The 25,013-nt window shown below is 61.9% G+C and carries 21 protein-coding genes; 8 read left to right on the plus strand and 13 right to left on the minus strand.

The window, feature by feature from the left end; genetic code table 11:
- A partial coding sequence (locus tag A3CW_RS0129395; protein WP_028206752.1) for an IS4 family transposase occupies positions 1 to 270 on the plus strand: 270 nt, incomplete at its 5' end.
- A 361-nt stretch (positions 271 to 631) separates the two neighbouring features.
- On the opposite strand, the gene A3CW_RS0129400 is transcribed toward A3CW_RS0129395, so the two are convergent.
- From A3CW_RS0129400 to A3CW_RS0129455, 12 genes are all read right to left on the minus strand, one after another.
- Positions 632 to 1,093, minus strand: coding sequence for a hypothetical protein (locus A3CW_RS0129400; RefSeq protein WP_211254095.1), 462 nt, complete (start codon positions 1,091 to 1,093; stop codon positions 632 to 634).
- A 5-nt stretch (positions 1,094 to 1,098) separates the two neighbouring features.
- The gene (locus A3CW_RS47940; protein ID WP_051481784.1) at positions 1,099 to 3,510 is read right to left on the minus strand and encodes a hypothetical protein; all 2,412 of its coding nucleotides are present in this window, start codon (positions 3,508 to 3,510) and stop codon (positions 1,099 to 1,101) included.
- A gap of 5 nt (positions 3,511 to 3,515) precedes the next feature.
- The gene (locus tag A3CW_RS0129410) at positions 3,516 to 6,041 is read right to left on the minus strand and encodes a type VI secretion system Vgr family protein (protein ID WP_028206754.1); all 2,526 of its coding nucleotides are present in this window, start codon (positions 6,039 to 6,041) and stop codon (positions 3,516 to 3,518) included.
- Between the two features lie 84 nt (positions 6,042 to 6,125).
- Positions 6,126 to 7,247, minus strand: coding sequence for a type VI secretion system protein TssA (gene tssA, locus A3CW_RS0129415; protein ID WP_028206755.1), 1,122 nt, complete (start codon positions 7,245 to 7,247; stop codon positions 6,126 to 6,128).
- A 69-nt stretch (positions 7,248 to 7,316) separates the two neighbouring features.
- Complete coding sequence (tssH, locus tag A3CW_RS0129420; RefSeq protein WP_028206756.1) at positions 7,317 to 9,977, minus strand: type VI secretion system ATPase TssH; 2,661 nt, start codon at positions 9,975 to 9,977, stop codon at positions 7,317 to 7,319.
- A gap of 31 nt (positions 9,978 to 10,008) precedes the next feature.
- Entirely contained in the window at positions 10,009 to 11,094 is a 1,086-nt protein-coding gene (gene tssG, locus A3CW_RS0129425) for a type VI secretion system baseplate subunit TssG (protein WP_028206757.1), read from the minus strand.
- A complete protein-coding gene (gene tssF / locus A3CW_RS0129430) occupies positions 11,058 to 12,896 on the minus strand; it encodes a type VI secretion system baseplate subunit TssF (protein ID WP_028206758.1) in 1,839 nt (612 codons plus the stop codon). Before tssF ends, tssG begins: the two co-directional genes overlap by 37 nt.
- A gap of 69 nt (positions 12,897 to 12,965) precedes the next feature.
- Complete coding sequence (tssE, locus tag A3CW_RS0129435; protein ID WP_028206759.1) at positions 12,966 to 13,445, minus strand: type VI secretion system baseplate subunit TssE; 480 nt, start codon at positions 13,443 to 13,445, stop codon at positions 12,966 to 12,968.
- 81 nt (positions 13,446 to 13,526) lie between these two features.
- Positions 13,527 to 14,030, minus strand: a complete 504-nt coding sequence (locus A3CW_RS0129440) for an Hcp family type VI secretion system effector (RefSeq protein WP_028206760.1) — start codon at positions 14,028 to 14,030, stop codon at positions 13,527 to 13,529.
- 139 nt (positions 14,031 to 14,169) lie between these two features.
- Positions 14,170 to 15,663, minus strand: a complete 1,494-nt coding sequence (gene tssC / locus A3CW_RS0129445; protein WP_028206761.1) for a type VI secretion system contractile sheath large subunit — start codon at positions 15,661 to 15,663, stop codon at positions 14,170 to 14,172.
- Between the two features lie 18 nt (positions 15,664 to 15,681).
- Positions 15,682 to 16,236, minus strand: coding sequence for a type VI secretion system contractile sheath small subunit (gene tssB, locus A3CW_RS0129450; RefSeq protein WP_028206762.1), 555 nt, complete (start codon positions 16,234 to 16,236; stop codon positions 15,682 to 15,684).
- Positions 16,237 to 16,296: 60 nt separating this feature from the next.
- Complete coding sequence (locus tag A3CW_RS0129455; protein WP_028206763.1) at positions 16,297 to 16,983, minus strand: tetratricopeptide repeat protein; 687 nt, start codon at positions 16,981 to 16,983, stop codon at positions 16,297 to 16,299.
- 353 nt (positions 16,984 to 17,336) lie between these two features.
- Between A3CW_RS0129455 and tssJ the strand changes: the two genes are divergently transcribed.
- The 7 genes from tssJ (at position 17,337) to A3CW_RS0129490 (ending at position 24,102) form a co-directional block, all read left to right on the plus strand.
- Positions 17,337 to 17,951, plus strand: coding sequence for a type VI secretion system lipoprotein TssJ (tssJ, locus tag A3CW_RS0129460; RefSeq protein ID WP_028206764.1), 615 nt, complete (start codon positions 17,337 to 17,339; stop codon positions 17,949 to 17,951).
- A gap of 114 nt (positions 17,952 to 18,065) precedes the next feature.
- Positions 18,066 to 19,412 (plus strand): type VI secretion system baseplate subunit TssK, encoded by a 1,347-nt coding sequence (gene tssK, locus A3CW_RS0129465; protein ID WP_028206765.1) that lies wholly within the window; start codon positions 18,066 to 18,068, stop codon positions 19,410 to 19,412.
- On the plus strand, positions 19,409 to 20,191 hold the full coding sequence (gene icmH / locus A3CW_RS0129470; protein WP_028206766.1) for a type IVB secretion system protein IcmH/DotU: 783 nt from the start codon (positions 19,409 to 19,411) through the stop codon (positions 20,189 to 20,191). The genes tssK and icmH overlap by 4 nt, the downstream gene beginning before the upstream one ends.
- A 241-nt stretch (positions 20,192 to 20,432) precedes the next feature.
- A complete protein-coding gene (locus A3CW_RS47945) occupies positions 20,433 to 21,518 on the plus strand; it encodes an ABC transporter substrate-binding protein (RefSeq protein ID WP_051481785.1) in 1,086 nt (361 codons plus the stop codon).
- Positions 21,515 to 22,369, plus strand: coding sequence for an ABC transporter ATP-binding protein (locus tag A3CW_RS0129480; RefSeq protein ID WP_028206767.1), 855 nt, complete (start codon positions 21,515 to 21,517; stop codon positions 22,367 to 22,369). The genes A3CW_RS47945 and A3CW_RS0129480 overlap by 4 nt, the downstream gene beginning before the upstream one ends.
- Complete coding sequence (locus tag A3CW_RS0129485; RefSeq protein ID WP_245623770.1) at positions 22,350 to 23,210, plus strand: ABC transporter permease; 861 nt, start codon at positions 22,350 to 22,352, stop codon at positions 23,208 to 23,210. The genes A3CW_RS0129480 and A3CW_RS0129485 overlap by 20 nt, the downstream gene beginning before the upstream one ends.
- Positions 23,203 to 24,102 (plus strand): type 2 periplasmic-binding domain-containing protein, encoded by a 900-nt coding sequence (locus A3CW_RS0129490; RefSeq protein ID WP_081771863.1) that lies wholly within the window; start codon positions 23,203 to 23,205, stop codon positions 24,100 to 24,102. Before A3CW_RS0129485 ends, A3CW_RS0129490 begins: the two co-directional genes overlap by 8 nt.
- Here the strand turns inward: A3CW_RS0129490 and A3CW_RS0129495 are convergent.
- On the minus strand, positions 24,099 to 24,995 hold the full coding sequence (locus A3CW_RS0129495; RefSeq protein ID WP_035514345.1) for an ATP-dependent Clp protease proteolytic subunit: 897 nt from the start codon (positions 24,993 to 24,995) through the stop codon (positions 24,099 to 24,101). The two genes, A3CW_RS0129490 and A3CW_RS0129495, sit on opposite strands and share 4 nt — an antisense overlap.
- Between the last annotated feature and the right edge of the window lie 18 nt (positions 24,996 to 25,013).

Consider the following 25,013-nt stretch of genomic DNA (forward strand, 5'->3'; position numbering starts at 1 on the left):
CTGATGCGTATGGGCCGGACATGTCCCGACCTTGATGCGACGCTGTTCTTCGATCCTGACGAGATTCACGGTGCCCACCTGCTGCTGAAAATACGACGACCGTCGAAACCGCTCGGACTCAACGAAATGATCCGACTGGTGGCGCGGTGCGGTGGCTTCCTCGCTCGCAAAGGCGACGGCGAACCGGGCGCAAAGACGATATGGCAAGGTCTGGAGCGCGTCATGACGGCAGCGGAAACTCTACGCGGACTGCGCCATGAACTCGCGTAGTCCGAGATGTGTATAACGCGGTGGGTTATAGTGCCCTTCGAAATCTCAAGCCACCTCCTGTTTAACTCACTTGGACGACCTTTCTCAGTCTCGTCTGTCTCGACGCTTGTCAAAACTAGTGAAATCAGTTCCTTCGATTTCTCGTACTTGACAAAAGCACCCGACCATTTGACAGAGTCATCGAAATATGTCCGCAACTCGAAACGCACGGGTTTGTCGCCGCTCGAACTGAAGCAGTAGTCTTCCATACTCATCTCGCAATAAGCTGGGGCGGAGATTATCAATACAAGAAAACCGAGTAATTTTTTCATGACTTACACGGAGTCATGCCTGTGTCGTATGAATTTGCATATAAAAACAATCAATTCCTCTTTAGTTTTGTGACGCAAATTCTCGGCTCATTCCCTGAGAAATATGTACTCTGAATAACTCTCTTTTTGCTGTCAAGCTTTAGATTCAAAAACTCATCTCCGCAGGCGGGTGACTGCTCTTCAAAATCTCTTAGCTTCCTTGAGTAAGTGAAGATCCGGTAAACTTCGTAAACCCCCATTCCCTCATCCAGATACGATATCGCAAAGCCCTTCTTCCCATCGAATCGATAGTCCCCTATGCTCAAATGCAGTTTCGATTCGGTATCGACATCAATACTCTTCTCGACCACTCCTTCTCTATCGGTTATTTTATACGTGACCTTTCCATGACCCTCTGAAACTACAGCGTCAATTCCGTCGACTGGCCGAAAATGAATCCCCTCGGCCTGCACTGACGAGCATGCACAAGCAAAGCAAAAAATCAGGTTAGATAGAATCTTTCGAATCAACATTTAACTCACTCCGGCTTATGCAGATCGGCTTGCACTTGACTTTTCGGGTGTGGCGGCGTGATCATCCGCACCATATCCGTCACAATTGAATCCATCAACATTCCAGCAATGTACAAAGAATAGGCATGACGCTCATAGTATCCGTTAAATCCGCCATTGACTAATCGGCTCACAAAGCCAACATTCGTCGCCGAAAAAATTCGATCGGCCACGCGGTTTATGTTGATTCCCTCTGAAAATGACTTCGAAACCCAGTAAAATCCACCGGAATCACATGCCAGGTCATAATCCTCGGCGACCGCGTCTGGGTCAAACCGCGGAGCCCAATGTATCAACTGGCCGCCATCAGCCGGGTTCGCCGTATAGTGCTGGGAGGTCGACGTTATGCGTGGTTGCGCAGCGGCGGACGGGAGCCGCTCAACATAGGCACCTGAGTGATCGGGCAGTTTCCTGTAGTCTCCGTATTCGCGATAATTCCCAGCCCACGTTAGTTGCATAATCCCGCGCCCATAGAAGGCAGTATAGTATTGCGTTGCAGGGTTCGCACTCGAATATTGGCCAAAACCCCATTCGTGGAGCAATCTCCTTGTTCCACCGAGATTTCGCCACTGCGCCGTCTCCAACAGGACCTGAGCCAGGAAGATGGAGATTCTCTGTTTGTCTGGGCCGAGATATTTCCGGATGCAGTTATTGAGTGCTACGACGTGGGAAGTGATCCGAGCGTGCGCTTCAGCCCTGGTAAGCGTGTAGATATGGTTACTGGTCGTGATCGCGGTGCGCGGATTCCCGCTCTCGCTGTAGAAAAGATAGCGCGGGAACGTCAACGATAATTCATCAACGCTCAGCCACCCGCACTTCCTGAAATGCCGGATGAATTTCAATGGATGAAAAAACCACAATTCCTCGGACGTTAATCCGGTTTTGTCCCAGAATTGGAACTTCTTGAGCAACGCCAGAAAGTCGCTGTACCCAGTCCCGGTCGGATCGAGTATTTTCTGCTTGCCATAGAAGCCATCCGGATCATTCAGGGCCGCGTACCGGCTTTCGTTCTGACTGCCATCCCACTCAGTCGGTGCGTGGCAGACAAAACCTTTGAGGACGGTACGGATTGCATCGTTGCTTCGCACATAGTCGCACAGTGCGTCCTCGTCCTCGGGTTCCTCTGGCAACCAGACGGATGCCGCGACGTCTCGCACGATCTTTTTTAACTGATCAACGTCGCACATTCCATCATTCTTGAACGGCGTATTGCCATTGCTCTGGCTGAGCTTCTCCCACCCCGCGAAGAACGGGAAGTCGGCATCCGAAAGCTTGATGATCGAATCGGAATTGACGTCGACATATCCTTCATTTCCCGAGTCGAACGTTATCCGCATCCAGGTTGTGCGCGCTGCTCCGGTCGCCAATACCGGTTGAGTCGACAGGATCCGTCCGAAGCGAAGGAGTTCATACCCGTCGCTCGGGCAACCCGGGTACAAGCTTTTCGCCCGGTTGTAAAGGTTGTATTCATATCCCGGCTCCCGTACTGGCTGCGATGTCAGCGGAGTCCGCGTACCGTCCTGCGCCACGCTCCACACGCTCGTGAATTTGTCGCCCTTGTGAAACCAGGATTCTACGTGCAAAGGGCACCCTGTGTTCGTTCCATCCTGTAGCGGGACAAATTCCACCCCGTTCAGAAGGTATTCAACTCCGCCTTGAGGTTTGTTGTGAGTAACCATACCATCAGGCAGCTTCTTGAACGTCTGATCAGCAGGAATGACAAAGTAGCTGTGCCCCCAGTAGTCGGTACCGGCCGGCGTCGTCGGTTGTCTATTGTCTAGTTGCGTACTGCCGAAGTAGGCGTCGAAGTCGCCCGGCAACATGAAAATTTCAAAGTGGATCTGGTTTTGGCCATGACAACGTCCGGCCAGCCCAAGCACATCTTTCCTGTATACCTTCGCTCCTGCGCCCGATTGCGCAGGCGGTGGCGCAGTCGGAACCATGACCGCTTCGCCGGGCGAAGGTGTTCGTAGAAATTCCGCCAAACTGTCCAGGCTTACGCCCAAGCTTGTATAGCCGTCCAGTTCAAGCAGATGCATGTACAACGAATAGAACGTGATGGACCGGCCTTCGCCGGTTTCAGTCTGATGCTTGAGCAACACGAAGCCGGCGTTGCTGTCCAGCTTGCCGCTGCCGCCGTCGATCGCCTTCTGGCACACCCGGTAGGCGACGACCTCTCCGTCTGCAATCGCACGAACCCGTTCGTTCTGCGTGGCAGGCATCAGGTGAACACCTGTATGCCAGCGTCGGTCAAATGCGATCGGATAGATGCCATGAGCCAGTTCGAACTGATCGACCGCATCCATCATGGGATCGATCTGCTCACCGTTGCTGGACGTCAGTCCCGCGTCAGGCAGGAAAGGAGGGCTGATAATCATCGGTTCTAGCGCGACAGGTTATAGACGTTGCTGATCTTCAGATCGCCTTGCGGAAGCGCAGGCAACGGCGCTTCGAGATTCGCTGGGCCTTCGAACGTATGCGATGCTGCCTTAACGGTGAATTTACCCGGGCAACGGATTTCGACGTTGCCGCTCTCGAGCGTGATGCTTGCGCCGCCGCTCGTCACGACGACTTTTTGCTTGGCGGCAATCAGGACGTCTTCACCCGCGCTCATTACACGAAGCTGTTTCTCGGAAATGAGATCCATGCCATCGCTCTGCGCCTGAATCTCGACCTTTCCCTTCGCCGCAAAGAGCTTCATCCCGGCGTTCTGAACGAACAGGCTAATTTTCTCGGCCACGCTGACAATCAGCGACTTTCCGGATGCAACATGCGTGCTTTCTCCGCTGACAAGATTCAGGTGCTGGTCGGCCGTGACACGCGTCGACTTCTCGGAGGAAATGCCTATGCCGGACGGGCTGGCCAACAATATGAGCGGCTCCTGGAACGCATTTGCGCTTCCGGTCCCGCCTCCTGCCGTTCGGCCGCCGCTCGACGACCCTGACACGGCATGTTGTGCCGCCGACGAATATTGTTTGAGCGAGTCGAATTCGGCCTGCAGATCTTCGGCGTTGCGCTGTCTGGCTGCATCGGAGAGACCCTTGGTCACGTTCTCGGCGCGCGAAAGCTGTTGCTGCGCACTGGCAGTATCAAACGGTTGGCTTCCTGACGAGGTGGTGTGCGTCGTCACATACAGCCCTTTGTTCGCTCTCACCGCACCATACGAATCCGTCTTCAGGTCGAACCCCGAGCCGAGATAGGAACCGCGCGTATTCCCGCTCTGGTCGATCAGATACCCCAGGTGAAGCACGCTATTTCCCGTACTGCTGAACAACCTCGCCCGATTCTGCCCCGTCGCATCATCGAGAACCATTTCGTTAAAGCCGGAACCCGAATACTCTTTCGACCGGTAGCCCGAGAGAATACCGTTGCTGTGCCACTGCGGCTGGACGCTTCCGTTGTAGACGCGATGCAGGACGATGGGTCGGTCGCAATCTCCGCCCACATACCCGATCAGCACTTCTTCGCCGACCCGAGGAACGTGAACGCTCCCGTAACCGCCCCCCGTATCCGACTGCGCGACCCGCACCCAGCACGAAGCGCCCGCATCTCCAGAATTCTGCCGGTCCCAGATGAACATCACCTTCACCCGGTTCAGCTCGTCCGTGTAGACCTCTTCACCCTGTGGTCCAACGACGATAGCCGTCTCCAGGTGCATCTCCGGCTTCTTGTGCTCGAACGGGCTGCGGTACGGAACCGTCACACGCTGCGCCTCAACTTCGACCAGATAAAAACCTGCGGAACCGTCTTCCTGGGTAACCGTTTCTCCGGTGTGCCCGGATTTGGCCCGCGCCAGTTCGTTCTGCAGGCTGTGCGGAAAACTCGTTGCGTGGTCCGAGAGCGGCAAGTTGTTTTCGATGTACCGGCGCACCTTGATCACGGCGAATTCTCGCTGGCTCGCCGAATCGTGATCGTGCTCCGGGTGACCGGTCAATTCGAAGCGCAGTCCCGCATCGATACCGCGAACGCCACCCGCAGCGTAGAAACGCTTGGCCCGCGATTCCCACTCTTCCAGATGAACTCTTGAAAGCTGCTCGCCGCGAGTCTGGTCCGAGTACGTATAGGCACCGGTATATTCATAAACCTCGGCCTGCTCCGGCAAATCCCCCTGGTTCGCCATCGACGGCAGCGTTGTCCCTTTGGGATTGACCGCCGACGACGGTGCCTTGTAGTCGAACGTGCGCGTCGTATGCACCGTGCTCTGCAACGTCCGCGAACCCGACCATTGCGTGAAGGCGTCCGGTTCGCTGCCAGTGCCCGACCGGTAGAACGTAACCGGATTCGGCGACACCTCATCGAGTGAGTGGATGTCGTCGGTCACGACCAAGGTATGTGACTTGCCGTCCTTGGCCTGCCGCCAGAAGCCGAACAGACCTTCTTCTTCCATCAGCCGGTGGACAAAGTTCCAGTCGGTTTCGCTTTGGCGACAATACGAGCGTTGCGGCAGCGGCTTGCTCAAGGCGAACTGGAACTGGCCGCGCGCCTGCGGATGCTCGTTGAATACGTCCGTGATGATGGCGTCGGCGCTCTTGTCCTGCCAGTACCGCATGTCGCTGCGGAACTGGAGAAAGTGCATCCATGAGGCGTAAGTCAACTGGTAACTGGTGAGGCTGCCGTCCGCGCCGAGCCTTCGGGCCGTATGAATATAGCCGTTGACCGGGAGATAGGACTTGTCCGCTTGCTGAATCCACAGCGTCATTGGCTGCGCAATGAGCTTCTTGAGCTCGATGTCGCCCGCCGTGGACACCAGATCGAGCGTACCACTGAAATCGCGCCCCAACTCCGAACAAAGAACAGACCTGCGCGGCACGAGCGCACTATCCGGCAATGCTGGAATATCTGTTTTGATCAGGCGGTCCTGCTGGATCAGACCGCCCTGAATTATCTGGACCAATTCAGTCAGGTTCATGCCAATTCCATATTGTTGTACTTTCCGGGCGATGCAAGCGGCGCTGCCGATTTCCCAAACCTCGCAGCGAATGAATCAACACCCTCAACCCGCATCATCCGTCTTCACACCAAGCATCTCGCGAATCTGCGCGAGCGTGCCATCGTCTTTCACCACGGTCGAAAGCCACTTGTGCAGCGGCATTTCCGCCCACTCCGCCGCCTTGTCCGCGAGATAGGCGGCCGGGCTATGTGGTTCGGTCTCGCGAAAGAAGACCGCGACCGCACGCAGTTGCGCAACGGCTTCGGCACGGCTCTGTATGCCCGCGTACGCGCGGACCGGCATTCGAATCGGATTCGCCATGGTGTCCTCAACCGCCAAAGGTGTCTTGAAGCTCGGTTCCGCGCGCTCGACCGTCACGGGCGAAGCGGCAGGCTGCACGGCAGGCTCCAAAGCCTCCGCATTCAGGTTCACGCCCACATCACGCGCGAACCGCTCCGCGAGTCCATATACGCTCTCGCAGGCCTCGCGCGCTTGTCTGAAGCTCGGCGCCGCATCCCCGGCGCGCGCCTCGAGCACCGTATCGAGCGCAGCGAGCGCAGCTTCGAAGGCTTTCAGTTGCGCGAGCAACGTTCTATAGAAAACTGCCGGCGTGGCCCGTTTCGAGGCGTCGATCTGCTCGACCGAAGGCTTGCCGCGCGCGATATCGTCCGCGTGATCCGGATCGCGTTTGACAGCCTGCGCGACATGCATCGCGACATCCCAGTCAATCGCGCTGAAAGCCACACCCGACTGCGTGAGCGGCACCGAGCGCAACAATTCCGCCGTGCGGCCCGCGAGCCACGCGACATTGCCGAGCCGATACTCCGTGTCGTCCCCGTCGGGCAATGGATGCACCTGCTCCCAATACTGCTCGACAAGTCCAGTCAGGAGCGCATAGCCCTGCGTGAGCCCCGGCACGCCCTCCTGAATGGCGAGCGCCTCGGTGAGCCACACGGCCAGCCGCAAGTCCTTCGTCTGCGTGCGCAGCAACGCCGTGCAGCGTTCGACGACAAAAGGCCAGTCGGCTTCCTTGATCTCGGTGATCCACTCGCCCTGGTCGAGCGACGGGTCGTCGAAGCGGCGTGCATGCTGGATCGCGTCGAAGTCTGCCGAAAACAGCAGGTCGGCGCCGCACGGCGACGCTTCATCAATGGGCGCTAGCAGCGCGGTCGTGTCAGTCGACATGGCGTTCTACATAAAGGCTAAGGCGGCGGGCTTCGCGTGAAGCTTGGCGGCCGCATTTCATGGTCAGGGTCATTGCACCGCGTACTCGAACTCGCCTGACTCGTCGGCGCGCACGCTCACGCGCGCGAGCGACGTGCCCTGCGCGATACGCTCCAGAATCTGCTGTGCGAGTTCCGGCAAGAGCGTGCCGTTGAGAATGTGATCGACGTTGCGCGCGCCCGAATCGACTTCGGTGCATCGCGCGAGCACCGCATCGACGAGTGACTCGTCCCATTCGAACGTGGCGCCGTGGTTCGCCTCGACGCGGCGGCGAATGCGTTCCAGCTTCAGCTCGATGATCTCCGCGAGCACGTCGTCGGAAATCGGGTAATACGGCACGACTTTCATGCGGCCGAGGAAAGCGGGCTTGAACGACTTGTACAGTTGCTGGCGCAGCAACTCGGCCAGTGCGTCAGCGTCAGGCAGATCTTCCTCGGACTTGTTCAGGCAGGCCTGCATGACCGCAGCCGAGCCCACATTCGACGTGAGGATGATGAGCGTGTTGCGAAAGTCGATCGCCCGGCCCTCGGCGTCGTCCATCGTGCCTTTGTCGAAAACCTGGAAGAACATTTCCAGCACGTCGGGATGGGCCTTTTCCACTTCGTCGAGCAGCACGACCGAATACGGGTTGCGGCGCACGGCCTCGGTCAACACCCCGCCCTCGCCATAGCCTACATAGCCGGGCGGCGAGCCCTTCAGGCCCGATACGCTGTGCGCCTCCTGATACTCGCTCATGTTGATGGTAATGAGCTTGCGTTCGCCACCGTAGAGAATGTCGGCCAATGCGAGCGCCGTCTCGGTCTTGCCCACGCCGGACGGCCCCACGAACATGAAGACGCCACGCGGCTTGTTCGGGTCCTCCAGATTCGCGCCCGCCGTGCGCACGCGCTGCGCGATGGCTTCTAGCGCGTGATCCTGGCCGATCACGCGCTCGGCCAGCAGCGGTTGAAGATTCAGCATGGTCTGGATCTCGTCCTTCACCATGCGGCCAAGCGGAATCCCGGTCCATGACGCAACGATTTCGGCCACCACCTGCGCGTCGACCTGCAGCGGCACCATCGGCGCGTTCTGCTGCAGCGCGTGCAGGCGCGCGATGAGCGGCGGCAACGATTCGCGCGCCGTATCGGCGTCGCGCATTCGTTCGGATGACGTACTGTCTTCGCGCGCTGCGTCGATCTGGCCACGCAGTTTCGTGATCTGCGCCACGAGTTCGCGCTCCTCGGCGTGGCGTGCCTCGCTTTCGGCCAGTTCACGCCCAGCAACGTCGCGCGCCTCGCGCAGCGCCGCAAGGCGCTCGTCATGCTCGGCGCCATGCACGGTTTCCCGCTCGAGCGAAGCGATCTCCGCCTCGATACGTTCGATGCGCTTCTTGCCGTCATCGATCGCACCAGGCGTCGCGCCCTGCGCGAGCGCCACCCTGGCGCACGCGGTATCGAGCACGCTCACGGCCTTATCAGGCAGTTGCCGCGCGCTGATATAGCGATGCGAAAGCCTCACGGCCTCGGTAATCGCCTCGTCGAGAATACGCACGTCGAAGTGGCGCTCCATGAGCCCCACCATGCCGCGCAGCATGGCCGCCGCAAGCGTTTCGTCGGGCTCCTCGATCTTGACCACCTGAAAGCGCCGCGCCAGCGCCGCATCTTTCTCGAAGTAGCGCTTGTACTCGCTCCACGTCGTCGCGGCGATCGTGCGCAGTTCGCCACGCGCGAGCGCGGGTTTGAGCAGGTTCGCCGCATCGTTCTGGCCCACCTGACCGCCTGCGCCGATGATGGTATGCGCCTCGTCGATGAAGAGCACAATGGGCTGCGCACTCTTCTTGACTTCGTCGATGACGCTTTTCAGGCGGTTCTCGAACTCGCCCTTCACACTCGCGCCAGCCTGCAGCAGTCCCATGTCCAGCACGCGCAATGCAACGCCGCACAGCGCCTCAGGCACGTCGCCCGCGGCGATACGCAGTGCGAGCCCTTCCACCACGGCCGTCTTGCCCACGCCCGGCTCGCCTGTGAGGATCGGGTTGTTCTGGCGGCGGCGCATCAGGATGTCGATAGTCTGGCGGATCTCCGCTTCGCGCCCGATCACCGGGTCGACGTGCCCTTCGCGTGCACGCTGGGTCAGGTCGGTCGTATAGGTGTCGAGTGCGGGCGTTTTCGACGCAACTCCACTCGTTGCGCTTGCAACTTCATTACCAGCTTCTGCCGTGCCTTCACCCAGCTCGACCTCGACCGAACCTTGCGTCACTTCATCGAAGCGATGTTTAAGCTCAGCGACGGGAACCTCCGCGAAACGCGCCGACATGCGCTGCGCGAACTGCGCGAGATCGGGCGCGCTCAACAGCGCGAGCAGCAAATGACCAGAACGGATGCGCCCGATCTGCGAGTCGAGCGACGCGATCAGCCAGGCCTGCTCGAACAGCGCGATCAAATGCGGAGAGAACACTGGAGTGCGCGTATTGCCCGTCTTGAAGCGTTGCAGTTCGCGCTCCAGATCCGCTCGCAGCGCGTGCGCATCGACGCGCGACGCACGCAGCACGCAGGCGAGATCGCTGGCCGGTTCCTCGAGCAGCGCGAGCAGCACATGCTCGAGGTCCACTTCGTAGTGCCCGCGCGACAGGCACGCACTCGCCGCACGCTCGGTAGCCAGCCGGCAAGTGGTGTTCAGCTTCGCGATCAGGGTCTTCAGGGGCGTGCTCATGTCGTGCTGTCCAGCCTCGGGTCTCGTGTGTTCAATGAATGACGTGCAGTTCGTAGCGTGCGTCGCGGCGGTCGCGTTCGGCTTCGTGCGTGCATAGGAAAGCGTCCCAGCCCAGGCGCGCGCCGGCGCCCAGGCGGCTTGGCCCCACTTCCTCGCGACGCAGCACCAGCAGCACCTCGTATTCGAGCGTTACGCGCGCGAGCAGCGTAAGCATGCGTTCGAGCGCGAGCGCGTGTTCCGCACCCGGCAGGAAGGCCTCATAGTCGGCCTTCGAAAGCGGCCCGATCACGAGGCGCGCACGCATGTCGCGTTGCCAGACGCGTTCGCCCGCAAGCGCCGTTGCACCGAGCATCACGTTGCGCTGGCCGAGCATGGAAAGCTGGTCGGGCGGCACGACGTACCACTTGCCCACGAACTGCTCGACTTGCACGGGCACGCCGAAATAGTCGGAGAGCGTCTGGCGCAGATACGCGGCGGAAACCGGCTGATGACGCGCGGCCACGGCATGACCCGCAATCGCCTCGTCGTAAAGCGCACCACCGCCGTCCTGCAGGCTCTCGCGCGACGCGTCGTTGGCCACGCCCGCTAGCGCGAGCAGCAGCGGCAGATAGCGTTCGTCGCGATCGAGCTCGTAGTGCAACGGCAGCCGGTACTTTTTCCACGCCGAATAGAACAGCGCCGTGGCGCGGTTCGAGAACACGTCGAAAAACTCGCGCGCCGCGCGGTCGCGCCGCAATTGCTCGCGCGCGACGATCTGCTCGGTATAGTTCAGCGGCAGCGCGCCTTGCGCGCCCAGCAGCCCGAAGAACGCGGGTGTGAGATCCACGCGTTCGAGTTCGCCCGCATCGAGCGCGGCCGCGCGTTGGCCGGCATCGGCCAGCGGCGCGCCAGCGGCATCATAAGACACCGCCCCCGCAATTTCGCTGGCCGGAAACGCGAGCGACAGCGTATTGCGAAAGGCGATGCGCTGCGGAAGCACGTCGCGCTGACGCGCGCCGGCCTTGTCGACGAACCAGCGTTCGAGCAGGCGCACCGCCTGGAAAAAACCAAAGCGGTGCGGTTCCTCGAGCAACCGCTCGATTACGCCAGAATCGATTCGCCGCTGCGCGGGCTGCATCGCATGATCTCCTCGCCGGTGCGCCGCGAGACGACGACCAGTTGCACGAAGCTGTTGATGTGCACGTAAAGCCCGAAAAACACGTCGATGACGCGCACGAACGTTCCGAGGCTAGTGCCGACGAAGTGATCTTCGTCGACGGTCAGGCGGATCTCGATGCCGCGCACGAAGGTCGCGAACGGTTTGCCGGGCAGCCATTGCACGGCGGCGCGCTGCTCGACGTCGACGATACCGTCCACGTGCCGCGCCGACACCGCCGTGCGCCGCAGGTCATAGAGCGCGAGCATTTCCTTGAGCGTCGTTGCGCCGTGGTTCACGAGCGAGACGTGGTTGAGCGCGAGATGCGAGATGAGCCGCCAGTGCGCGGCCTGGCGGCGCTCGAAGCGCACGCACGGCGTTGGCCGCATCAGGAGCGCTATGCTGCTCGCAATCGCGCCGCCCTCGAGAAACAGATCACCGCCTTCGAGTCCGGTCGCGAGCGCCGTGGGCAAGTCGCGGTTGGTACAGGTCAGCTCGAGGCTCAATGTTTCGTTTTGCGCGGTATCCACTTCGAAGTCGATATCGACGATCGAGATCTCGGTTTCGTAGCCCGGGCTCTTTTGCGCAACGGATTCGTCGCGCCGGGCGAACCAGTAGTGGCCGGCGCGCATCGATTCGCCATGCCGCAGCGAATAGAAAGGCCGGAACTCGACGACCGTTTCTTCGTGCGCGCGTTGCCGTACCAGTTGCACGGAGTCGATCGAATAGACCTCATAGGCGAATGCGCGCCGCCCCTCTGCCACCACGGGATACGAGACCGCCTGATGATCGAGGCGAATCGGCTCGCCGTGCTGCCTGAAGAGGTTCACCACGGGCGTGCAGAAGAGCCGCATGTGGTGCGCCGCGAGCGCGTCAAGCAAGCGCGCCACGTGCGAGTCGCCGCGCACGTCCTTGAGCACGATATGAAGCGTGAGACGCTGGCAGCGGCCCGCCGCGGCGGTCATTGCCGCGAGGTCGAAGTCGACGAAATCGAACTTGTCCGGAAACGCGAAATACTCCGTGAGCAGGCGGTACGCGGGGTGCGACTTCGCGGGATAGTCGATCAGCGCGTCGGCCACGTCGAAGCCGGCCTGCGCGAACGGCAGCGCGGAGAGCGCGCGCCAGCGGCCATTGCGTTCGGGCTCGGCGTAAGCGGCAATCGCGTGCACGAACAGGCAGTCGCCGAGCGCCGCGATGAACGACTGCTCACCGTGCAGGTAAGTGCGCAGCGCGCCGCTTCTCCACGCGGAGAGGTCGAACTGCGGCGAGGTCGATTCGAACGTGATCGACACGACGCCGGTTGCATTCGGCGGCAGCACGGTCGCGCTCGGTGCGATCGCCGCCGGAACGTAGCGCGCCTCCGAAATGCGGATCGGCGCGAGCGTCACGTCGTAGGCGGTGCGAAAGCGGCATTGCACGCCGCGGATCGGCCGCGACTTGAGTTCCGTGCCGCGCTCGATCACGGCCGGCTCGGTGAGATTGCCGAGCGCGCCCGCAGCGCCGAACTGGGCGATCGAGCACGAGGGGAACGGACGCAGATAGTGCGGGTACAGCACCTCCAGCAGCGCCTCGGTGAACTCCGGGTAATCGTCGTCGAGGCGCTTGTTGATGCGCGCGCCGAGCAACGCGAACGACTCGATCATCCGCTCGACGTGCGGGTCTTCGCAGTGCTCCCCCGTCATCGCGAGGCGGGCCGCGATCTTCGGGTAGCGCTGCGCGAATTCGCGCGAATAACGCCGCAGGAACGACAGTTCGCGCTCGTAGTACGGCAACAGCTCTTCCATCGGTACGCTCCCGCCCCCCAAAACTGCCTTTATGTCATGCCATGTCGCGCGCCGCCGGTCGCGGCCGCGTCAGGCTTTTGCGCGTGCGCGCGTGACCGAATACTGCAGCGTCGAAGGCTGCAGCATCGCGTCGAAACTCACCGGCTCCTGCGCCGGATGCACCACCAGCAACGCCTGAATCGCGAAGTACAGTGCGTTGGTCGAGCGCTCGTTCAGTTCGAGCGTCACTGAAACGCGCTGCAAACGCGGCTCGTGCCGCTCGATCGCCTGCTGGATCGACTTGCAGATGAACGCGCGGTCGTAATGACTCGCAAGGCTCAAGCCAGCGAAATCGTTCAGCCCGTAGGTCAGGATCGAACGGCGGCACTCGGGCAACAGCGCGAGTTCGTGCTCGGTGAACGCGATGCGCGAGTTCAGGATCGACTCCAGATCGCGCGCAACGCTCCCCTTGAGCTCTTCGATCGAGAACTGCCGCACTGCCGCCGGTGCCGGCGAATGCGGATCGTCGTCGAAGAGTTTGTCGAGTAGTCCTGGCTCGAAACGCTTCATCGGTTCAAATAGAGTCGGTCAGCCAGATGAAACAAGCGCGCAGGCAGTGCACGCGATCGCGTGCCGCCTGCGCGCGCCGCGTCAGACCGCGTAGGTCTTGTCGTTCTTCGTGAGGCTCCATGCGCCTTGCGCATTGCCGCCCTGGTTGCCGCCGATCTTCTGCTGCGTATACTTCCACTGCACGGCCGCATACTTCAGCGAGAACTGCTCCGTGGGCAGCCCTTCGCCGACAACTTCCGGCGTGATGCTGGAAATGATCACGTATTTGAGCTTGATTTCGAGGTACTTGATGCGGTTACCCTCGCCGTCCGAGCGCATGAAGTCGATCGTGACTTCGTCGAAGGTCGTGCCACCCGAAGCGTGCTGATAGAGCAGCGGGCTCACGACGTCGATGTCCTTCAGGAAGCGCATGTCGGCATGCTCGCAGCGCTCGACCGTGTGACCGCCGGCCGTCGAGGCCGTTGCCGAACGCGGCTGCAGAATCGAGTGATTCCACGAATCGATTTCGATCCAGCCGGCATGGTCCTTGTCCTGCGACTCGCCCTTGATGGCCGGATTTCCGAATTTTAGATAGATATCCTTCATAACGCCTCGACTCCCCAGAGTGGTGGTTTACGGTAGTTTGATAACGCGAGCCCAAAGGCGATGCCCCGGGTTGCTTCCCGGAGCGATCCGCTGGATGGCGGACCGCTCCTGCTCAACTCATTCGCGCGCCTGCGCGGTTTTATGAATTAGCCGGCTTCGGCAGATCCGCCACGAGCCGCAGCGAAATCGACAGCTCGTCGAGCTGGAAGTGCGGCCGCAGGAACGCGACCGACCGGTACGAACCCGGCTTGCCCGGAATCTCGCTAACCTGGATCGACGCCTCGCGCAACGGAAACTGCGCCTTTTGCTCCTGCGAGGCGTTGTCGTCGAGCAGCACGTACTGCGAAATCCAGCGGTTCAGGAACACCTCGACGTTCTGCGCGGACGCGAAGCTGCCGATCTTGTCGCGCATCATCGCCTTCAGATAGTGCGCCACGCGCGACACCGAGAAGATGTATTGCAGCTGCGCCGAAAGCACGGCGTTCGCGTTCGCGTTGTCGGTACTATATTTTTTGGGCTTCTGCACTGACTGTGCGGCAAAGAACGCAGCGTAGTCCGAGTTCTTGCAATGGACGAGCGGAATGAAGCCGAGGTCGCTCAGTTCCTTTTCGCGCCGGTCGGTGATGGCGATTTCGGTCGGGCATTTCAGCGCGATTTCGCCGTCGTCGGTCTTGAACGTGTGCGTGGGCAGGTCCTCCACGAGTCCGCCGCCTTCCACGCCGCGAATCGCCGCGCACCAGCCGAAGTCGTCGAACGCCGCGGTCAGGCGCGCCGCAAAGGCCCAGGCCGCGTTACACCAGAGGTATTTCGCGTGATCGGTGCCGTCCACGTCTTCGACGAAATTGAAGCCTTCCGCCGTCGCGCCGTCCTTCGGATTGAACGGCAGGCGCCCGAGAAAGCGCGGCAGCGTGAGACCCACGTAGCGCGAATCTTCCGCGTCGCGGAACGACTTCCACTTCGTGTATTCGACGGTGTCGAACACCTTGCCGAGATCGCGCGGCTTGCCGAGGTCGGCGAACGACTCGAGCCCGAGCAGTTCCGGCGACGCCGATGCGACGAACGGCGCATGCGCCGCCGCCGCAACGTGCGACATCTGCTCGATGAAATACATGTCTTCCGGCTGGCGCGTCACTTCGTAGTCGCCAATCAGCGCACCGAACGGCGCGCCGCCGAACGTGCCGAACTCTTCTTCGTAGATCTTCTTGAAGAGCGCGCTCTGGTCGAATTCGACGGCGGTCTTGAAGTCGCGCACGACGTCACGCTTGGGCGCGTGCAGCGCCTTGATCTTGATGGTCGAGCCGGTATTGCTTTCCTTGCACAGATACTCGAGGCCGCGCCAGGTGCTTTCGAGCCCCTGGAATTCCGGAGCGTGCATCACGGCGCTCAGCTGTGCAGAGATCAGGCGGTCGAGTTCGGCCACGCGGGCATCGATCGTCGCCGAAAGATTGTTCGAGACGATCACGGTGCCTTCCAGCACCTGATGCACGAGCTCGCCAATGAGGTCTTTCGCGCGCGCGTGTTCGGATTCGGATTTGGCCACCTTGCTCTTTTCGACGATCTCGTCGAGCAACGAGGGCGCGGCCTGGGCTTCTTCCAGGGCCGGTGCGCGAACTGCGCCAGTCTGCTGATTCATGTCGATCTCCCCTGGCGCTTATTGACCGTTGCCGTCGCTGGATTCGTCGCGCTCGCCACGATCCGCTTCGCCGGTGCCACCCGTTTTGCCCGCGAGCGCCTGCAACTGTTGCGTATTGGCCAGCACCTCGCTCAGCAGGTCTTCGAGCTTGTCGTTGCCGGCGAGCTTGTTGCGCAGGTCCGCGAGCTTCGAGCGCGCCTCGAGAAGACGGCGCAGCGGCTCGACCTGCGCGACGACTTCGTCCGGATTGAAGTCGGCCATCGAATGAAAGCGCAAGTCCACGGCGAACTTGCCGCCCGCCTCGCTCAAGCGGTTCTCGACCTGGAACGCCGCGCGCGGCTCGATGCCCTTCATGACGTCGTCGAAATTGTCACGGTCGATATTGACGAACTTGCGGTCGCGCAGCCGCGGCTGTTCGACTTCCGACTGCCCCGCGAGATCGCCCATCACGCCGACTACGAACGGCAGCTCCTTCACCTCAATGGCGTCGCCGAGTTCGACTTCGTACGTCAACTGGACGCGCGGCGGCCGCACTTTCTGCAAGCGCTTCTGAATACTTTCTTTCTTGGCCATCGAGGGCTCCCCTGTTCGAGTCGTTCAAGACCTGTTGTCAGCAATTCACCGCCGGGCGGTTCAGCGCAGTGCGCTGAACGGATCGGACGCACCACCGCTTGCAGCCGCTTTGGCCGGCGCCGCTTTGGCGGGCGCGGGAGCCGCAGCCGCGGGGGCAGCAGGCGCAGGCGGTGCAGCCGGCGCGGCCTCGGCCGTTTCAACGGGCTTCGCCGCCGGCTTCTGCACGTGGCGAACGATGCGACGCTTCTTCGGCGCAGGCTTTTCCGCCTGCTCGGGCGGGAACAGCGAATCCTCGCCGAGCGTGTCGCGCAACTGCTTCGCGAGCGCCTGCGCATCGGACTTCGCGTCGCCCTGCAGCGAGGCATCCTGGCGCAGTTCGCCGAGCGACTGCGTCGCGACACGCAGGCCGGCCACGGCCAGCACGCTCTTCGCGGCGCGGTCGGTCTGATCGCGCTGCAGCGCTTCCTGCGCCGCCACGATGGCCTGTCCATAGTGTTGCTGCTGGAACTGGATCTGCGCGATGCGCGACCACGGCTCTTCGCGCGTGGGATCCGCCGCAGCGAGTTTCTGGTAAAGCGCGATCGCGCGATCCTGATCGCCGCCCTTCGCAGCGGTATCGGCGTCGGCTAGCGCCTTGTTGAATGCGTCTGGCGACGCCGCGAGATTATGGTCCTGCGTAGCGCAGCCCGCGATTACCCCGCATGCCAGCACCACCCCGGAGAGCCTTGAAATGACCCGGTTTATCATTCTTTCACCAACGTGTAATTATTAATTCGATGGAAGGGAACTAGAGTTTTGCTTTAGCTCGAGCGCGCGGGTATAGTACAGCCCAAATTTTGATAATTCAACTTCTTAATGTAATGCGCCGACACTAAATCGCTTCTTTGATGCGGGGTTTACTGCCACAAGAAATTCACACAGGAAAGAATTTCTCACTCGTGCAATTGAAAACACGAGCGAGCCGGAAAAGTTTGCCGCATCACATAATCAACCGCTTATCGGCGCCACGCGGGGTAAATGCGCTTTTATGCGGATAGCATTATCCGGATCGCATATCACCACTTAACGGACCCTGGGCATTCATGCCTGGCCAACAAATAATGAATGCGCGTGTTATTCGTTTCGCATCGCTCCTCGTCGTCACGGCGCAACTCGCCGGCTGCGCGGCGGCCGTGCCGGCGCTCGGCAGTGCGGCGTCGGCGGCCTTGCAGCTCGCGGGCATCGGCAAGCCCGACGTGCCGGACAGCCAGAAACCCCCGCGCGACCTCGGTATCACGCTATTGGCGGCGCAAAACCTCAACGCGGCGACCGACCGCAAGCCACTTGCGCTCGTCGTGCGGCTCTATGTGCTGAAGGACCCTACGTCATTCCAGCAGGCATCGTTCGATACGTTCACCGACCCGGCAAAAGAAAAGAGCGCGCTGGGCGCCGACCTGCTCGGCGTGCGCGAAGTGACGCTCATTCCCGGCCAGCGATATAACGCCACCGAAAAGGTTTCACGCGAGGCGCAGGCATTCGGCATCGTCGCGCTATTCCGCGATCCGGCCATGCAGCGTTGGAAGTTCGCCTTCGATCCTGCGAAATCCGAGAAATCCGGCATAATGGTCGGCCTGCATAACTGCGCAATGACCGTCACGAGCGGCACGGTGATCTCGCCGGACCAGGGATTACCGCCGCAGCAGCTGAATCTGCTTTCGTCGGTGACTTGCGGGTGAATAAAGGACAAAGCACCGGGCAGAGTAACGAGCACGCGGGATATTTAACAATTTCAGTCCGCCGATCGCCGGCGCGAGCGGCACGGGCCGAATCACGCATAAAGCCGATTTAACATGAGTTATTCCTCGAAAGTGCTTTGGGGAGAGGGCCTGTTCCTGAGGCCTCAGCACTTCCAGCGGCAGGACGCCTATCACGAAGCGCGCCTCTTCGAATCGATCCAGGCCATTGCGCCGTACAACTGGGGCGTGCGCACCGCGCGGCTCGACCACGACGCACTGGGCAGCAACATGCTGCGCATGAGCGAGGTCGCGCTCGTGTTCCCGGACGGCACGCTCTACAGCGCGCCGCAGGCCGACGACCTGCCGCCGCCCGTCGCGCTCGACACGCTGCCCGAGGGCATCAACGAATTCACGTTCTACCTGGCGCTGCACCAGATGCGCGAAACCGGCACGAACTACGCGCCGGATCGCAACGAGGGCTTCGTCACACGCTACGTGAGCGAGCAGGCGAGCGTTGCCGATCACTACACGGACGCGGCGCAGGCCGACGTGACGTTCCTGAAAACGAACGTCAAGCTGATCGCGCACAGCGAGCCGCGCGACCAGTTGCTCTCGGTGCCCGTCGCGCGCGTGCGGCGCACCGCGACTTCGGGATTTGAGGTCGACGAAAGCTTCGTGCCGCCGAGTCTCGCCATCGAAGCATCGCCGCTCCTGCACCAGCGGCTGCGCCGCCTCATCGACGCGCTGCAGGCCAAGGTCAATGCGCTCTATGGCTTTCATCGCGAGCCGACCAAGAACATCATCGAGTTCCGTTCGGGCGACATCGCCTCGTTCTGGCTGCTGCATACGGCGAGCGGCGCGTTCGCCACGCTCGCGCATCTCTATCAGCATGCGGCGCTTCACCCCGAGAGGCTTTTTCACGAGCTGCTGCGCCTCGCGGGCCAGCTCATGACGTTCTCCAAGGGCTACGCGCTGGCTGACCTGCCCGCGTACCGCCACGACGATCCCGGCCCCGGCTTTGCGCGCCTCGATACGATCCTGCGCGACCTGCTCGAAACGGTGATCTCCACGCAATACTTCGCCATTGCGCTCGAAGAAGTGCGTCCGTCGTTCCATATCGGCCGGCTCGATTCGGGCAAGATCGACGACAAGACCACGTTCTACCTCGCCGTTTCAGCGGACATGCCGGCCGTCGATCTCGTCGAAGCCGTGCCGGCGCGCTTCAAGGTCGGCGCGCCCGACGACGTCGACAAGCTCGTGCTCTCGGCCATGCCGGGTGTGCGGCTCGTCTACACGCCCCAGGTGCCGCCCGCCATTCCCGTACGGCCCGGCGCATGCTACTTCGCGTTCGAGGCGCGCAGCGCGCTTTATGAGCGCATGGTGCAGGCGCAGTCGGCCATGGTCTACGCGCCCTCGGGCATCAACGATCTCAAACTCGAACTGATCGCGGTGACGTCATGAGCAACGCCCCCTCCCTTTTCGGCGACGCGGCGCCGGCCGTGAATCACCCCGCGCCCGTCACAGAACCCGCTTACCAGGTGCGCTCGCTGCTCGATCTGCTCTACGACGGCTTCTTCATGCTGTTCCTGTTGAAGAACGGCCGCGAGCCTGGCGACGCCAGCGAATTCGGCGCGCGCGTGCAGCAGTTTCTGGGCGATTTCGAGCGCGGCGCGAAGAAACTGAACGTCACGGCCGAAGACGTGTACGCGGCCAAGTTCGCGTTCTGCGCCGCACTCGACGAATCGGTGCTGGCGTCCTCGTTCCGCATTCGCACCGAGTGGGAACGCCGCCCTTTGCAGCTAGCGCTGTTCGGTGAGCAGCTTGCGGGCGAGAAGTTCTTCCAGTATCTCGAGGAATGTCGCGCGCAGGGCGCGCCGCGACTGCAGTCGCTCGAAGTCTTCCATATGTGTCTGCTGCTCGGGTTCCAGGGCAAGTACATTCTCGAGGGACCGGAAAAGCTCGCCTATCTCACGGCGCGCCTGGGCGACGAGATCGCGCATATCAAGGGCAAGCGCGCGCCCTTCGCGCCGCATTGGCCGCTGCCCGATCAGGTCGCGCACCGCCTCAAGCGCGAGGTGCCGCTGTGGTCGATCGGCGCGGTGTTCGCGCTGGTGGGTCTGCTCGCGTGGCTCGGACTCAGCACCTGGCTGCGCGACAACACGGTGCACACGCTCGCGCCATATACGCAACTCATCAAGCTCGGGCCGCAATCGGCGAATCTGACGATCTCGCTGCCTTGAGCGTGTGAAAGCGGTGTGGCGCGCAGCCCGCCCCTTTCGCACCCGATCAACGCAAAAAGCAGGACCACCGCAGCAGCGGATATTTCGAAGCACCAGCAGAAGTAGCCGGATTGGCGCCTTGTCGATACGAACAACTAAGCAAATCATAATTCGTTGGTTTGCCTGAAATCGTTGCAGATCGACAATCATCGAGCATTGTCAATTCACTTACCTACCCTGCTCGTTGCCGAGTCTCCCGCTCATGAAGGCGTTCTCCCCGAAAATCCGCCGGCGCTCCGCCGGAACCGTTCTGCTTGCCGCGTGCGCTGCTGCGGTCCTGATACTCCAAAGCGGTTGCAAACCGCATGGGGAGCAGGCGCAAGACGCGTCTGCCGCGACCCAGCACGCGTCGGCGCAGCAGGAAATCACCTACTTCAAGTACCCCGACAATCCCGCGTTCGACCTTGTCTATCTCGCCGACAAGCTGGGTTATTTCGACCACACGAGCACGCGGCCCAAATATGTCGGCAAGATTTCCGCGCCGCAGATCATTCCGCTCGTAGGTACTGGCGATATCGATTTCGGCACGCGCATGGTGCCGCTCGTCATCTCCGCGATTGCCAGCGGCGCCGATATCAAGGTCATTTCCGCAGGTGGCGAAACCCTTCCCGACGCGCCGCACATGAAGTATTTCGTGCGCAAGGACTCGGGCATTCTCGGGCCGAAGGACTTCGAGGGTAAAACGGTCGCGTTCAACAGCTTCGGCGCGTGCGCGGAGTTCGTTACCAAGAAGTATCTGGCGCAGCACGGCGTGAATGTTTCGAAGGTGAACTGGCTCGTCGTCCCCGACAATCAGTCCGAGCAGGCGCTCGTCACGAAGAACGTGGACGTCGCGATCATTCATCCGCCGTTTTCCGGCTCGGCCGAAGCCGATCCGCAACTGCGCAAGCTGTGGAGCGACTGGGACGAGGATCACGGCCTTGGCGGCATGGCGCCCTATAGCGTGAACGGCGCGTTCGCCCGCGCCCACCCGCAGGCGGTACGCGACTTCGTCACGGCCATCGCGAAGGCGGGCAACTGGGTCAATGCGCATCCCGACGAAGCGCGCAAGCTGACGGCCGAGCGGCTCGGCATCGACGTTCGGCTCGTGGAGCGCTATGCCTACGTGAAGGATCTCGTGGTCACGGAGCCGCCCATCCAGTACTACATCGATATTCTCGAGGCGGCCGGCAAGATTCCGAAAGGCAAGGTCAACGTCAAGGATGTCTACACGAACGACTTCAATCCGTTCGCGAAACACGAGGCCCAGGCCAGCGCGACGACCTTGCCGAACGGAACGCGCTCGTGAGCACGGCAACTGCGCTACGCGAGAAGATCGTCGCGCGCGATCTCTCGCTCACCTATAGCAACGCGCAAACGGACACGCATCATACGGTCCTCAAGCGCTTCGATCTCGCCGTGCGCAACGGCGAATTCATGGCGCTTTTGGGCCCGAGCGGCTGCGGCAAGTCGACCTTCCTCAACGTGCTCGCCGGCCTCACGCCGCCAACCTCGGGCGATATTCGCGTGGACGGCGACCCCGTGAGCGCCGTGCGGCAAAAGCTCGGCTTCGTGTTTCAGGGCTACGCGCTCTTTCCGTGGCGCACCGTGCGCAAGAACGTGGAAGCGGGACTCGAAATTCGCGGCATGAAGCGCGCGGCGCGGCGCAGCGAGGCCGAACGCTTTTTGCGCCTCGTGGGCCTGCTGGAGTTCGCGGATCATTATCCGCATCAGCTTTCCGGCGGCATGCGCCAGCGCGTCGCGATCGCTCGCGCGCTTGCTTATGGCCCCGAGATTTTGCTGATGGACGAGCCGTTCGGCGCGCTCGATGCGCAGACGCGCGAATTGCTTCAGCAGGAATTGCTCGCGATCTGGGAGCAAAGCGCCACGACCGTCGTGTTCGTCACGCACAGCATCGACGAGGCGATCTTTCTCTCCGATCGCATCGCCATTCTCGGGCGCGGCCCCGGTCGCGTGAAAGAGATCATCGACGTCGATCTGCCGCGCCCGCGCGACGCCGCGCTGCGTCACTCGGCGGCGTTCGTCGCGCTGCGCCAGCGCGCGTGGGCGAGCCTCAGCACGGAACTCGACACACGGCTCGACGTACAGCCGCAAACCGATGCATTGACGGGAGCCGATCATGTCCGATTCGATGTCTGACTCGATGTCCAACCGGGGCGCGGTCCGCGAATCCTCGCGCAGCGTGCGGCGCGTGCATGCAGCTTCATCTATCGCACGCCTTTATGTGGGCGTGGAGCGCTCCATCGCGCTCATCGCCTTCCTGCTGTTGTGGGAGTTGCTGCCCCGGCTTGGTGTGGTCAACGCGGCGTACCTGAGCCCGCCTTCACAGGTCGCCCTCGCGATCGCGCGGCTCTTCGAAAACGGCGACGCGTGGACGCATATCGGCGCGAGCGCCGTGCGCTCCATGAGCGGCCTGCTGCTCGCCGTGGCCGGTGGCATCGTATGCGGCTTCCTGCTGGGATGGTTCCGTCGCGTCGAGCGCATCGTCGATCCCGTCTTTCAGCTGCTGCGCCAGGTGTCGGCCTTCGCGCTCTTTCCGGTTTTCATGCTGTTTCTCGGCATCGGCGAGTCGTCGAAGATCGCCATTGTCGTGTGGGCTGCGTTCTGGCCGGTGCTGCTCAATACCATTGCGGGGGTCAAGCAGGTCGAGCGCGTGCTGATCGACTGCGCGCGCTCGATGGGCGCCTCGCAGCGCTTTATCGCGACGAGGGTCGTGCTGCCGGCGGCGCTGCCGCAGATCCTCACGGGCGTGCGTCTGGCGGGCGCATACAGCATTACCGCGCTGGTGGCGGCGGAAATGATCGGGGCGCGATCGGGGCTCGGCTTCTATACGCTTAATTCGCAGGAGACGTTTCAGATTCCCGACATGTACGCGGGCATCGTTCTGCTCGCCATCTTTGGACTGCTGATCAATCAGAGCCTGTCGATCCTCGAACGGCAACTGCTGCGCTGGCGCGTCGGGCTCGCGCAGAATGGCTAGGAACGCTCCGCTCGACGCCTCGGCAGTTCCGCGGCGCTTGCGCTGGCCGGCCACCACGCTAACGGCCACGCTCGCATCGCTTGCATTACTCGCGCTGCTCGCGTGGGCGCTGAACGGCGACTTGCCACGCACCCTTCCCGACATCGACCGGCCTTTCGCCGCTGCGGCAGCCCGCGGCGTGCTTATCGTGGCGGTGCCGCCGCGCCCCGCGCCCACGCTTTACGTGGGCAAGGTCGACCGCACGGCGCGTGCGCCCGATCCGTTCGCGGCGGCGCTCGCTTCGGATCTCGCTCGCCGCGCGGGGCTGCCCGTGCAGTTCCTGCTGGCCGAACCGGCCGCCGCGCGCGCCGCCCTGCAGTCGGGCAAAGCCGATGCCGCCATCGCCGGCCTGGGCTTCTCTCCCGGCGCGCGGGTTGCGTTCGCACCGGCTTCGTATTCGAGCGGCCGTGGCATGGCGCTCGTGCTGGGCCATGGCACCGTGCGGACATGGCGCGACCTGCGCGGCCGCGCGATTTGCGCATCGCAAGGCAACCCTTATGCACAGCGCGCAGCGCGCGAGTACCACGCGAACATGCACGGTTTCGACCGGCCGCTCGATGCCCTGCTGGCGTTCCAGGCGGGCGATTGCGCCGCCCTCGTCGACGACGAGTTCGTGATCGAGGCGCTGCTCAAGCAGGCGGACTGGTCCTACTATCGCCCGCTACCCGGAACGATCGCTGCGCAGGCCGCGTTCATCGCGACGCGCGCGGGCGACGCAGCAAGCGCCGTCTTCGTCGGCGACACGGTGACGGCGTGGCGACGAAGCCGCTGGCTGGCGACCGTGCGCAAAGATCAGGCAATCAGTCTCGCGTTCGACATGTTCAACGCGGAAAACGACCTGTATTGCCACTAATCGCGCCGCTTCAGTTCTGCCACGCGGAGCCGATAGCTTTTCAACAGGCACGCCTTGTCACCGCATGCATTGCGCGAGTTTCGAAGCCATGCCCGTTGCTCGGCCCTTAGCCGGTCTTTGTTGGTCGATACCTTCAGCTTCTGGTTAAAGAGCCCGGCCATGGTCTTGTCGATGCTGGCAAGCTCCGAATCTCCGCAAACCAGTTGTGCCTGAGCGGAGATGAGTTCGCTGCAATTGAAGCTTTGCGCCAGCGCCGCTTTCGTTGCGGGTTGCGCTTCCAGCAGCCCTGGCCTGCAAAGCCCGTGAAGCAAGGTGCACGCGATATTGCGCCCGACCCACGCCATGTCTGCCGCGCCATATTGCTCGACGAAGCGGTTGATGCCGGCGTGGCTCACGCCCCGTTGCATGGCGTTCGCCGCGATGATTTCGTTGCAGAGCGAGTCCTCGGCGTAGGTGCTCCCGGCGCGCCGATAGCAACTGTGAAAGCCAAGCTGCCCCGTGCCCATGACACTTCTACGCCCCCCTGAGGCGAACAGAATCGAGGCGCATGCGGACGCGCACCGCGCATTGTCCGCAACGATCGTATAGACCCTGACCTGATCCATTGCATCCACCACGCGAAAAGCCGCTTCGACGTTTCCGCCGGGGCTATCCAGGACCAGGGGCACGAGTCCTTCGCGATCACGGTCGGCGAGTATGGCAGCTGCCAGAAACTTTTCGGCATCGCCGCTCTGAATCTTTCCCTTCCCGATCACCATCTTCAGTTTTAGATCGGGCTGGTAGTAGATCTTGAACTCCATTGCCCGCAAGACGCCGGGCAGCACGAGCAGCGCAGCCAATAGCCACGCACGCTTGAAACGGCGCAGGGTCGTCGAATGCCGGGCGTTACGCATACGCGCCTCCGTGCGGCG

The sequence above is a fragment of the Paraburkholderia nodosa DSM 21604 genome (assembly GCF_000519185.1).
In the GTDB taxonomy this organism is placed as follows: domain Bacteria; phylum Pseudomonadota; class Gammaproteobacteria; order Burkholderiales; family Burkholderiaceae; genus Paraburkholderia; species Paraburkholderia nodosa.